Here is a 10774-nt window from a genome sequence, read left to right on the forward strand (position 1 = left end):
TGACCTGCAGTTGCTCGGAGAGGGCTAGATCTCCGGAAACCGGCGGAAGCCCGCTGCCGCGAGGACGTTGTGGACCTGGCCGTTGCGGGCAGGAACCACCCGAACTGTCACGGACTGCAGGTGGTCGTCTGGTCGGACGTAGTAGCAGGCGTCGGTTTCGGGGCAGTAGATGCAGAGAACGTCCACCTGCGTCTTGTCAGCGGGTCGGGTGTGGGTGCCGTGCCGGTCGGCCCACACAGAACGAAAGCGAACCGACACCGCTCCCTGACGCTGGGAGCGGTACTTCACCTGAACGCGATAAAAGGTCGACTGCTTGTAGGCGACGAGGTCGAACTCGGCATGCTCTGTGGCTGGAAACAGCACCATGAAGCCCTGTGCGACCAGATCCGCATGGGCTTTCGCGGTGCCCAGGTCCACCTTGTCCTTCGTGTGGTGTGCCCCCAAGTGCCGAAGGTATGACCGCGCTCTGACACCCTCGGCGAACGACTAGTGTCCATGCACAAAGGCCTCCGTAGCTCAGCGGATAGAGCGAGTCACTTCTAATGACTGGGTCGCAGGTTCGAGTCCTGCCGGGGGCGCCTCAACCGGTCCGATGACGACGGACGAAGTTCCGCACCACCTCGTTGACCCGTTCCGGCTGCTCGAGGTTCGACATGTGCCCGGCGCCCTCGATGACGGCGAGCTCGGCACCGGGGATGTCGGCGGCGAACCGCCGAGCCACCGAGTCGACAGGCGAGCGCGCGTCGGCCTCACCCCACACGAGCAACGTCGGCACGGCGATGGTCGGTAGGACCTCGCTGAGGTCCGCGTCCGCCATGATCCCGAGCTCCAGCGCGAGGGTCTCGGGCCGGACGTCCGCCGCCATCTCCGACATGAGGGCGACGACCTCGGCGGACGGCTCCTCCGAGAAGAGGCCCGGCAGGGTGGGGTCGAACTCTTCCGGCGGCGCCGCGAGGCTCTCGCGCACGCTCTCGACCCGGTGGCGCACCTCGTCAGCGGGGAGCGATCCCTTCCACCCGGCATACGTGTCGACCAGGACGAGCGATGCGGCGAGATCGGGATGACGTCGGTAGCACTCGAGGACGACCGTCCCTCCCCACGACAGCCCCGCGAGGTGGACCGGGCCGAGGCCGAGGTGCTCGACCAGCCCGGCCAGCGCGTCGGCGAAGTCGGCGAGCCCGAAGCCGTCGGGCACCGGTGACGAGAGCCCGACGCCCGGCTCGTCCCATGCGACGACGGTGAGCTCGTCGGCGAGGACGACGAGCTGTGGCTCCCAGCTGCGCGAGTCGAGTGCGGCCCCGTGGACGAGCACGAGCGGCGGTCCGGACCCGGCGCGCCGGAAGGCGATCTCGACGCCACCCACCTCGGCGCGGCCCAGCTCGACGTGCCCCAGCTCGTGCCCGGTCATGTCCACGACTCGCAACCTACGCGCCACGACGGCACCGGGGCAGGCCCGCGCGTCGCTGATGACATGATCGGCTCATGGCCGTCGTGATCCGCACCACAGAGGTGAGCGACGACCCCCGCCTGCGCGACCTGCTCGACGCCACCGAGCTCGAGCGCGCCGGACGCCGGCCCAACCCGCTCCCCTTCGTCACGGCTCACGCACTGCTCCGGCGGCTCGTCGCCGACGAGACCGGGGTCGACCCGCGTCGCCTGGTGTTCGAGCGGCGCTGCGCCACGTGCGGTACGGACCGACACGGCAAGCCGCACCTCGCCGGGATGCGCGACCTCCACGTCTCCGTCTCCTACGGCGAGCACATGGCCGTCGCGGTCGTCACCGACGTCGGCGAGGTGGGGATCGACGTCGAGGACCTCGAGTCGGCCGACTTCGACGGCTTCGGGAGCGTGACCCTCGACGAGAGCGAGACGCCCCACCTCGCCGGTCTCGACGGCGACAGGCTCCTCGCCGCGCGGGCCCTGCTGTGGGCGCGCAAGGAGGCGATCCTCAAGGCGACCGGTCACGGGCTCGTCGTCGACCCGAGCCAGGTCGTCGTGTCGGCACCGGACGCACCCGCCGCGCTCCTCGAGTGGAAGGCCCGCGAGCACCCGCCGGGTCCGACGCAGGTGAGCGACGTCGACCTCGGTCGCGACGACCACCGCGCCGCCGTCGCCGTGCTCACCGGCCACCCGGTCACGGTCCGCGTCCAGCGCGGCTGAGCCCCCGCGCCCCGCACGCGGGGCGGGCCACCCGAGCCGCGCAGACGGCAACGTCAGCCCGGCGCGGCCAGGGCTGCCGTCCGGCGCAGCGCCAGCTCGGCGAGCAGCGCGGCGATGTCGGGCACGACCGAGTCGTCGTAGAGCGCCCGCGGCGAGTGGTTGTCCTCGGCGGTCGTGTGGTCGTCGACGACGCACGCGCCGACGTTGAGGTAGGCGCCCGGCACCTCCTCGAGGACGAACGCCATGTCCTCGGCGCCCGCCTCCGGCTCCGGCATGTCCGACCAACGGTCGTCGCCGAAGAGGTCGACGACGGTGTCCCGCGCGAAGGCGAACTCGTCGGGGTCGTTGACCGTCACCGGGTAGCCACCGCCGATGTCGACGGACGCCGTGAGCCCGTGGGCTGCGCTGATGTGCTCGGCCACCCGGCGGATCTCGGTGTGGGCGCGCTCGCGATGCTCGGGTGAGAACGTCCGCAGCGTCGCCTCGATCTCGGCGGCGTCGGGGATGACGTTGTTGACCGTCCCCGACGCGATGCGACCGACCGTGAGGACGACGGGGTCGAAGACGTCGAAGCGCCGGGTCACCATCGTCTGCAGCGCGAGCACGAGCTCGCATGCCACCGGCACCGGGTCGAGCGCGTAGTGCGGCTGCGACCCGTGACCGCCCTTGCCCTGCACGGTGATCCGCACCTCGTCGGCCGCGGCCATCTGCGGCCCCGGTCGCCCGAACCACACGCCGCGCGGCCGCTCCGCGGCATACACATGCGTCGCGTATGCCGTGTCGACCCGTCGGCCTGCTGCCTCAAGAAGCCCTTCGCGCAGCATGGGCTCGGCCCCTCCGGGGCCCTCCTCGCCGGGCTGGAACATGAGGACGACATCTCCGACGAGCTCGTCGCGCAGCTCGTGCAGGATACGCGCCGCACCGACGAGCCCGGCGGTGTGGAGGTCGTGGCCGCACGCATGCATGAGACCCGGCTCCTGGGAGGCGTAGTCGAGCCCGGTCGCCTCGGTGACGGGCAGGCCGTCCATGTCGCCGCGCAGCAGGACGACGGGACGCTCCTCGCCGGCCGCGCGCGAGCCGCCGCGACCCCGCAGCACCGCGACGACGCTGCTCACCTCGCGACCGGTGGTGATCTCGAGGTCGAGCCCGTCGAGCGCGTCCAGGACGGTCCGCTGCGTGCGGGGCAGGTCGTTGCCGAGCTCGGGGTGCCGGTGCAGCTCGCGACGGAGCGCGACGAGCTCGGGCGCCATGGCCTGCGCCAGCCCGAGGGCCGAGGCGACTCGCTGCATCAGAGCACCTGGCCCGCGAACTCGTGGCGGCGGCGCGCGAGGATGCCGAGCAGCTCGCGCTCCTCGGTGAGCGCCCGCGCGTCGGCGGCGGAGTGGTGCATGCGCCGGCGCAGCAGGGCGAGCTCGCTCGCGGCGTCCTGGAATTCCTCCATCGACCGCAGCGCGGCGCGGCCCCCGTTGAGCCGAGCCCACTGACGGGCCTCGCGCCGCTTCGGCATCGAGGCGAGCATCGCGACCTCCGCCGGTGAGAGCCAGCCGGCGTCGGCATAGGCGCTGAGGAACTGGCCGATGAGCCGCCCCTCCCGCCGTCGGACCCAGACGACGAAGCCGAGGAAGGCGAGGAAGAGCGGCACCTCGACGAGCAGGTAGACGGCGATGAGGCCCTGGCCCCCGCTCACGGCAGCGAGGTTCCACACGGCGTGGGCGAGGACGGCGATGACGTAACCGCCGAGCGGGGCGAGGATGCGCACCGCACCGGACCGCGACATGGCCGCCATCCCGATGCCGATGCCGATGCAGATCGTGAACATCGGGTGCGCGAAGGGCGAGAGGAGGCAGCGCCCCACGAACGTCGCCGTGAGGCCTTCCTGCCCGTGCTCGACCCAGGCGATCGCGAGGTACTGGATGTTCTCGGTGAAGGCGAAGCCGGCCGCGGTGACCCCGGCGTAGACCATGCCGTCGGTGATGCCGTCGAACTCGCGCTTGGCCAGGCGCCACACGAGGAGGACGAAGACGCCCTTGGCGGCCTCCTCGACGAAGGGGGCGACGAAGACCGCGGTGAGCGCCAGCGACTCGTCCTCGGGGATCGACCCCCACAGGACGAGCTGCCCGGCCGTGTTGAGGGTCATCGCGATGACGACGGCGATGAGCGCACCCCAGAGGAACGCGCGCACGAGGTAGCGGGTCGGCTCGGCCTCGAACCGGTCGAGCCACATGAAGGTCGGGACGACGATGCCGAGCGGGATCGTCGCCGCGACGAGGCCGAGGAGGGCGGCGCTCACGCCGGCCGCGGCGCCGATGGCCGTGGCGACGACGAGGGCCGCGAGACCGAAGCCGACGGTCGCAACCCCGGCGATGACCCACCGCCGGATGACTGAGCGACCGCGGTGCGCTCCCGCTCCGCGCACGGCATCCGTCGGTGGCGGGACGGGGCTCTGGACGTCGACGGCGTGGTCCCCACTCATGGTCAGCGAGCCTAGTGCTTCGCCCTAGGCTGATCCTCATGTCCGCCACGCCTGACCGAGCCCTCACCGACCGCATCGTCTGGATCGACTGCGAGATGACCGGGCTCTCCCTCGAGGACGACGCGCTCGTCGAGGTCGCTGCCCTCGTCACCGACTTCGAGCTCAACATCCTCGGCGAGGGCGTGGACGTCGTCATCCGCCCCACCGACGAGGCGCTCGCCCAGATGAACGACTTCGTGCGCGAGATGCACACCACCTCGGGGCTGCTCGACGAGCTCGCCGGCGGCGTGACGATGGAGGAGGCGCAGCAGCGTGTCCTCGACTACGTGCGCGAGTGGGTGCCCGAGCCGCGCAAGGCACCCCTGGGCGGCAACACCGTGGGCACCGACCGGGGCTTCCTCGCCCGTGACATGCCCGAGCTCGAGGCCCACCTGCACTACCGGATCATCGACGTGTCCTCGATCAAGGAGCTCTCGCGCCGCTGGTACCCCCGCGCCTACTTCTCGGCCCCCGAGAAGTCCGGTGGGCACCGCGCCCTCGCCGACATCCGCGAGTCCATCGCCGAGCTCCGCTACTACCGCCGCGCGGTCTTCGTCGACCCGCCCGGTCGCACGTCCGAGGAGCTCAAGGCGCTGGCGAGCGAGCACGTGGTCGACCACTCCACCCCGGCGTCCGGCACTGCCGCGGACGTGGTCAGGAGCACCCCCGGAGAGCAGGTACGATAGTCCGCGCTGCCTCGGCCGCCGGAGCATCCGGTATGCCGTGCAGTCACCCTTGGTGGGCGTAGCTCAGCTGGTAGAGCACCGCGTTGTGGTCGCGGGGGTCGCGGGTTCAAGCCCCGTCGCTCACCCCAAGGTCGAAAGCCCCTGCAGAGCAGGGGCTTTCGTCATGTCCGGGCGAGTTTGTGACACTGGGTCCATGCGCCTCACCCTTCGCGGACCCGTCCTGCTCCTCCTCACCGCCCTCCTGGGGCTGAGCGTCGGGATCCTTCCCGCGAGCGCGCACTCCCGCCTGCTGTCGATCACCCCGAAGGACGGCGCCTCGCTGCCGACGACCCCGACCGAGGTCGTCCTCACCTTCAACGAGGCGGTCAACCCGCAGTTCGTCACGGTGCGGGTCACCGACGGCGAGGGGACCGTCGTCGCCGAGGACGCCACGGCGGAGGGCGCCCAGGTCACCGTGCCCGTCACCGAGCCGCTCGCAGCCGGCTCCTACAAGGTCACCTACCGGGTCGTCAGCGCCGACTCGCACCCGATCTCCGGCGCGACCGCCTTCAGCATCACCGGCGACGGCGTGGCCTCCCCCACTGCGGCCGCGACGACCCCGTCCGCCTCGCCCACGCCCTCTGCGTCGCCCGAGAGCTCCTCCGCCGCGGGGTCGCCGAGCACGACGGACGCCGCCTCCGACACCCAGGACAGCGGCTCCGGAGGCCCGTCCGCCCTCGTCTGGGTCCTCGTGGTCGCCGGGCTCGCCGCAGCCGTCGCCGCTGTCCTGTATGCCGTCCGCTCAGGTCGCGAGAGCCCCTGACCTGATCCCGCATCGGGACGACGAAGGCTCGATTTCGCAACCGGGCATGGCCGCTGCTAATGTCTCTCCTCGCGCGCCATTAGCTCAATTGGCAGAGCAGCTGACTCTTAATCAGCGGGTTCGGGGTTCGAGTCCCTGATGGCGCACCATCACTGCAGGTCAGAGCCCGGCGCCATCGCGCCGGGCTCGACCTGTGTCCGGCGCCATCGCGCCGGCTCGACCTGAATCCGGGACATTGCCCGAGGGGTAGAACTGTCCCGTGGCTCCAGCCCGCGTCTTGACGCTGCGATTCCTCGCGGCGCCCGGAGCCCAGTCGCGGAGGACCGCGCCCTCGATCGCCATGGCACCGACCTCATGGCCCTGCGGGCAGAAGGCACTCCTTCCTGGTCCCCCGGGGAAGGGAAGGGGTTCGAGGCGAAGAGTCAGCCGTACTGGACAGCGGCACGTTCGACCGGCAGCGCCTGCACATAACGCTTCATGAACGCGGAGAAGCCGCGGACGTCCTCCCGCTGCGGTTCTACGGTTGTCAGCGCAGCGTGAGCAAAGACCTCGCAGTCGAGGAACTCCCCCAGGGAGGCGGGATCACGGAGACGGTGAAGGGTGAATGCCGCGAGGACGGCGGCTCCCCAAGCACCACCCTCGGCGGCCGCGTCGCCCACGCAGACCGGAGTGTCGAGGGCAGCCGAGAGGAATGTTTGCGCGACACCGGCCGTCCGGAAGAGTCCGCCATGGGCGAACATGCGCTCGACCCGGACGTGTTCGTCCCTTTGAAGCACGTCCATGCCCATCCTGAGGGTCGCCAGCGCCGCGTACAGGTGGGTGCGCATGAACGTCGCGAGATCCATGCTGCTTCCGGGCGCCCTGAAGAACACGGGGCGTCCCTCCTCCAGGTCGGTGATCGGCTCGCCCGACAGATAGTTGAAGGCCATGAGGCCGCCGCAGTCCGCGGCTCCGTCCCGGGCTGATCCGAGGAGGACCTCGAAGACCGTGCCGACGTCGACCGGTACGCCTGCTGCGCTGGCGAACTCGCCGAAGAGGCCGGCCCATGCGTTGAGCTCGCTCGCCCCGTTGTTGCAGTGCACCATCGCGACGGGGTCCCCCGCGGGGGTCACGACCAGGTCGATCTCACGGTGGGGGCGGCTGAGCGGGCTCTCGAGGACCGTCATTGCGAAGATGCTGGTTCCGGCACTGACGTTGCCGGTGCGGGGGGCGACCGAGTTCGTGGCGACCATTCCGGTGCCGGCGTCGCCCTCAGGTGGGCACATGGGGGCGCCCGGGCTGAGTCGTCCCGTCGGGTCCAGAAGTAGCGCGCCGTCCGGGCTGAGCTCACCCGCGGGCTGTCCGGCCACCAGCACGAGGGGTAGCAGGTCAGCGAGCTTGCTGGGAAGCGGGCTGTCAGCTGTGAGCCGGTCGAACTCGTGGAGCATCACGGCGTCGTAGCCGCCCGTGGTGGAGTCGATGGGGAACATGCCGCTGGCATCACCGATCCCAAGACATTGCCGACCGCTGAGCCGCCAGTGGACGTAGCCGGCGAGCGTGGTCACGTGCGCGATCCGGGCCACGTGCTGCTCGTCGTCGAGGATCGCCTGGTAGAGGTGGGCGACGCTCCAGCGGTGCGGGATGTTGGCACCGAACGCATCGCTCAGCTCATCGGCGGCTCGGCCGGTGTTGGTGTTGCGCCAGGTGCGGAATGGGGTCAGCAGGTGGCCGTCAGCGTCGAACGCCAAGTAGCCGTGCATCATCGCGGAGATCCCGAGTCCGCCCACTGAAGAGAGCTCGACGGCATACGTGCGCTGCACGTCCGCGAGCAGCGCGGAGTAGCACTGCTGCATCCCGGTCCATATGGCGTCCAGCGAGTAGGTCCACACGCGGTCGACGAACTGGTTCTCCCATTCCGCGGTGCCCACGGCCAGGGGACGGTGGTCCGGGCCGATGAGGACGGCCTTGATCCTGGTGGAGCCCAGTTCGATGCCCAAGGTGGTTCGGCCCGCGAGGATGTCGGCGACGCTGTCGGTACTCATGCTGAACCAGGTCGGTTGGAGAAGGTCCATCGCGTGTGCGCACGGTACGTCTCCCCCGGTCGCAGCACCGGTGAAGGGAACTGTGGCTGGTTCGGCGCGTCCGGAAGCTGTTGCGTCTCGAGACAGATCCCGTCACCTTGCCGCAGGAGTATGCCGTCCCGCCCGATGAGCGAGCCGTCGAGCCTGTTGCCGGTATAGACCTGCAGCGACGGCTGGTCGGTGCTGACCTCGAGGGCGCGACCGCTACCGGGGTGCTCAAGCTTGGCGATGGTCCTGTCACCGCTGACGGGAAGGACGTAGGTGTGGTCGATGCCGCTGACGAGCGCCACCTGTGGGTGCCCGGTCCTGACGCGGTCCCGGAGCGGGGCGGGTGCCGTGAGATCCAGGGGCGTGCCGTTCACGGACGCGACCGGGCCCTCGGGGAGCGAGCGGGCATCGACGGGAAGGTATGCGTCGCAGCGAACGGTGAGGCTGTGTGCGTCCACACCCCCTCCACCGGGCCCGCCGAGATCGAAGTAGGCGTGGTTGGTCAGGCTGACGACGGTGGGGGCGTCAGTCGTGGCCTCGTAGAGGAGCATCACCGAGTCGCCCTCGAGCCGGTAGGTCGCCGTCACCGTCAGCTCGCCGGGAAAGCTTTGGTCGCCGTCAGGGCTCACGAGCTGGAGGGTGACGCTCGTCGGCGTGGAATCCACGAGCGACCACATCCTGGCGTGGAACCCGTCCATACCGCCGTGCAGGCACGTCGGTCCCTCGTTGGCGGCGAGGTCGTGTCGGGTGCCGTCCAGGACGAACGAGGCGTCGGCGATCCGGTTCGCGTAGCGTCCGACGGTTGCTCCCAGATAGGGGTTGCCCGCCTGCAGGTAGCCGCCCACGTCGTCGAAACCGAGCGTCAGCTCGACGAGCTCGCCCCGCTTATCCGGGACGCAGAGGCTCTGGAGGGTGGCCCCGAGGTCGAGCACCGTAAGCTGAAGTCCCCGGTCGTTCTCGAGGGTGAAGGCGGTGACGGCCTCGCCCGAGGGCAGGGTGCCGAAGTTCCGACGCATGGGCGATGTCCGTCCGGTCGCTCTAGAGCCGGGCCGCAAGGCGTTCGTATGCAGCGTTCCACCGAAGCTCGCGCCGAACCGACTCTGGCGTGGCCTCGGCGTCGATGACCACGAGTTCGGTGCCGATGATCTCAGCCAGGTCCCGGAACTCCTGGGTCGTCAGGGCCGACGACAGCACCGTGTGGTGCGGTCCGCCGGAGAGCAGCCAGCACTCTGCTGCCGTGGACAGGCTCGGCCGCGGCTTCCAGACCGCACACGCCACAGGCAGCCTGGGCAGGGCCTCGTCGGGCTCGACCACGTCGACCTGGTTGAGGGTGAGGCGGAAGCGGTCCCCCATGTCGCTGATCCCCACGATCACGGCAGGACCCGGCGAACCCGTGAACCGGAGCCGCACGGGATCCTCACGGTCGCCGATGCCCAGTGGGTGAATCTCGAGCGAGGGCCTGGCGCTGGCGATGCTCGGGCAGACCTCGAGCATGTGTGCACCGAGGATCTTCTCCTCCCCCGGCACCAGGTGGTACGTGTAGTCCTCCATGAAGCTGGTGCCGCCGTCGACACCCTCGGCCATGACCTTCGCGGCGCGCAGCACGACCGAGGTCTTCCAGTCCCCCTCCCCGCCGAAGCCGTAGCCGTCCGCCATCAGACGCTGGACGGCCAGTCCGGGCAGCTGGCGCAACCCTCCCAGATCCTGGAAGTTGGTGGTGAAGGCGCGGAACCCGCCCTCGGTGAGGAACGTCCGTATGCCGGCCTCGAGCCGAGCGCCGTACCGCAGGGACTCGTGGCGCTCACCTCCTGGACGGAGCTCGGGCGCGACGTCGTAGGCCTCGACGTACTCGTCGACGAGCTCGCCGACCGCCGAGTCGGACACCTGCTCGACGACGTCGACGAGCTCGTTGACGCCGTAGGTGTTGACCGAGACGCCGAAGCGAAGCTGGGCCTCGACCTTGTCGCCCTCGGTGACAGCGACGTCTCTCATGTTGTCGCCGAAGCGGGCAAGCCGGAGCGTCCTCAGCTCGTGCGCGCCCTTCGCCGCACGGGCCCACGTCGCGACGCGGTCCACGACGGCGGGGTTGCTCACGTGGCCGGCGATGATCTTGCGGGCCACCCCGAGGCGGGCCCCGATGTAGCCGAACTCACGGTCGCCGTGCGCGGCTTGGTTGAGGTTCATGAAGTCCATGTCGATGGTCGACCAGGGCAGCTCGGCACCGGCCTGCGTGTGCAGGTGCAGCAGTGGCTTGCGCAGGGCATCCATGCCCGCGATCCACATCTTGGCCGGCGAGAAGGTGTGCATCCACGTGATGACGCCGATGCAGTTCGACGCGGCGTTCGCAGCCAGGACCTGGGCGTGGATCGCAGCCGAGTCCGCGAGAATCGGCTTCCAGACGACGCGCGCGGGGATGGCGCCGCTGGCGTCCAGCTCCTTGACGATCACCTGCGACTGCTCGGCGACCTGGCGCAGCGTGTCCTCGCCGTAGAGGTGCTGGCTGCCCGTGAGGAACCACAGCTCGGGCTGCGCGGACGGGTCGGTGGTCATCGGGTCTCCTCGAGGT

Annotated in this window: 10 protein-coding genes and 3 tRNA genes; 6 read left to right on the top strand and 7 right to left on the bottom strand. The window is 70.2% G+C overall.

Features of this window, described 5'->3' with window-relative positions:
• Positions 1 to 24 precede the first annotated feature (24 nt).
• Entirely contained in the window at positions 25 to 444 is a 420-nt protein-coding gene (locus ACOJV7_RS01565) for a group I intron-associated PD-(D/E)XK endonuclease (protein ID WP_420188407.1), read from the bottom strand.
• A gap of 61 nt (positions 445 to 505) precedes the next feature.
• Here ACOJV7_RS01565 and ACOJV7_RS01570 point away from each other — a divergent pair.
• Positions 506 to 578: transfer RNA gene (locus ACOJV7_RS01570), tRNA-Arg, on the top strand.
• Positions 579 to 580: 2 nt separating this feature from the next.
• On the opposite strand, the gene ACOJV7_RS01575 is transcribed toward ACOJV7_RS01570, so the two are convergent.
• The gene (locus ACOJV7_RS01575; protein WP_420190359.1) at positions 581 to 1408 is read right to left on the bottom strand and encodes an alpha/beta fold hydrolase; all 828 of its coding nucleotides are present in this window, start codon (positions 1406 to 1408) and stop codon (positions 581 to 583) included.
• A gap of 74 nt (positions 1409 to 1482) precedes the next feature.
• Here ACOJV7_RS01575 and ACOJV7_RS01580 point away from each other — a divergent pair, with 74 nt between their 5' ends.
• Complete coding sequence (locus ACOJV7_RS01580; protein WP_420188408.1) at positions 1483 to 2160, top strand: 4'-phosphopantetheinyl transferase family protein; 678 nt, start codon at positions 1483 to 1485, stop codon at positions 2158 to 2160.
• 53 nt (positions 2161 to 2213) lie between these two features.
• Here the strand turns inward: ACOJV7_RS01580 and ACOJV7_RS01585 are convergent, their stop codons facing one another.
• Together ACOJV7_RS01585 and ACOJV7_RS01590 are read right to left on the bottom strand one after the other, a co-directional pair.
• Positions 2214 to 3449 (bottom strand): M20 metallopeptidase family protein, encoded by a 1236-nt coding sequence (locus tag ACOJV7_RS01585; protein WP_420188409.1) that lies wholly within the window; start codon positions 3447 to 3449, stop codon positions 2214 to 2216.
• Positions 3449 to 4633, bottom strand: a complete 1185-nt coding sequence (locus tag ACOJV7_RS01590) for a PrsW family intramembrane metalloprotease (protein WP_420188410.1) — start codon at positions 4631 to 4633, stop codon at positions 3449 to 3451. The genes ACOJV7_RS01585 and ACOJV7_RS01590 overlap by 1 nt, the downstream gene beginning before the upstream one ends.
• 38 nt (positions 4634 to 4671) lie before the next feature.
• Between ACOJV7_RS01590 and orn the strand changes: the two genes are divergently transcribed.
• The 4 genes from orn (at position 4672) to ACOJV7_RS01610 (ending at position 6309) form a co-directional block, all read left to right on the top strand.
• Positions 4672 to 5358: an oligoribonuclease gene (gene orn, locus ACOJV7_RS01595; protein WP_420188411.1), complete on the top strand. Its 687-nt coding sequence runs from the start codon at positions 4672 to 4674 to the stop codon at positions 5356 to 5358.
• 52 nt (positions 5359 to 5410) lie between these two features.
• A tRNA-His gene (locus tag ACOJV7_RS01600) sits at positions 5411 to 5486 on the top strand.
• A 65-nt stretch (positions 5487 to 5551) separates the two neighbouring features.
• A complete protein-coding gene (locus ACOJV7_RS01605; RefSeq protein WP_420188412.1) occupies positions 5552 to 6160 on the top strand; it encodes a copper resistance CopC family protein in 609 nt (202 codons plus the stop codon).
• A gap of 73 nt (positions 6161 to 6233) precedes the next feature.
• Positions 6234 to 6309 (top strand) — tRNA-Lys (locus ACOJV7_RS01610).
• A gap of 273 nt (positions 6310 to 6582) precedes the next feature.
• On the opposite strand, the gene ACOJV7_RS01615 is transcribed toward ACOJV7_RS01610, so the two are convergent.
• The 3 genes from ACOJV7_RS01615 to araA are packed head-to-tail and all read right to left on the bottom strand — an operon-like array spanning position 6583 to position 10758.
• Positions 6583 to 8181 (bottom strand): xylulokinase, encoded by a 1599-nt coding sequence (locus tag ACOJV7_RS01615; protein ID WP_420188413.1) that lies wholly within the window; start codon positions 8179 to 8181, stop codon positions 6583 to 6585.
• Positions 8178 to 9224 carry an aldose epimerase family protein gene (locus ACOJV7_RS01620; RefSeq protein ID WP_420188414.1) on the bottom strand — a complete coding sequence of 349 codons (1047 nt, stop codon included), beginning with the start codon at positions 9222 to 9224 and terminating at the stop codon, positions 8178 to 8180. The genes ACOJV7_RS01615 and ACOJV7_RS01620 overlap by 4 nt, the downstream gene beginning before the upstream one ends.
• Before the next feature lie 22 nt (positions 9225 to 9246).
• Positions 9247 to 10758 (bottom strand): L-arabinose isomerase, encoded by a 1512-nt coding sequence (gene araA, locus ACOJV7_RS01625; RefSeq protein ID WP_420188415.1) that lies wholly within the window; start codon positions 10756 to 10758, stop codon positions 9247 to 9249.
• Between the last annotated feature and the right edge of the window lie 16 nt (positions 10759 to 10774).

This window comes from Knoellia tibetensis, from assembly GCF_048606415.1.
Classification (GTDB): domain Bacteria; phylum Actinomycetota; class Actinomycetes; order Actinomycetales; family Dermatophilaceae; genus Knoellia; species Knoellia tibetensis.

Excerpts from the sequence above, each read along its gene's own strand:
- ACOJV7_RS01575 (WP_420190359.1), bottom strand. The coding sequence starts at position 1,408 with ATGACCGGGCACGAGCTGGGGCACGTCGAGCTGGGCCGCGCCGAGGTG.
- ACOJV7_RS01580 (WP_420188408.1), top strand. The coding sequence starts at position 1,483 with ATGGCCGTCGTGATCCGCACCACAGAGGTGAGCGACGACCCCCGCCTG.
- ACOJV7_RS01585 (WP_420188409.1), bottom strand. The coding sequence starts at position 3,449 with ATGCAGCGAGTCGCCTCGGCCCTCGGGCTGGCGCAGGCCATGGCGCCC.
- ACOJV7_RS01590 (WP_420188410.1), bottom strand. The coding sequence starts at position 4,633 with ATGAGTGGGGACCACGCCGTCGACGTCCAGAGCCCCGTCCCGCCACCG.
- orn (WP_420188411.1), top strand. The coding sequence starts at position 4,672 with ATGTCCGCCACGCCTGACCGAGCCCTCACCGACCGCATCGTCTGGATC.
- ACOJV7_RS01605 (WP_420188412.1), top strand. The coding sequence starts at position 5,552 with ATGCGCCTCACCCTTCGCGGACCCGTCCTGCTCCTCCTCACCGCCCTC.
- ACOJV7_RS01615 (WP_420188413.1), bottom strand. The coding sequence starts at position 8,181 with ATGAGTACCGACAGCGTCGCCGACATCCTCGCGGGCCGAACCACCTTG.
- ACOJV7_RS01620 (WP_420188414.1), bottom strand. The coding sequence starts at position 9,224 with ATGCGTCGGAACTTCGGCACCCTGCCCTCGGGCGAGGCCGTCACCGCC.
- araA (WP_420188415.1), bottom strand. The coding sequence starts at position 10,758 with ATGACCACCGACCCGTCCGCGCAGCCCGAGCTGTGGTTCCTCACGGGC.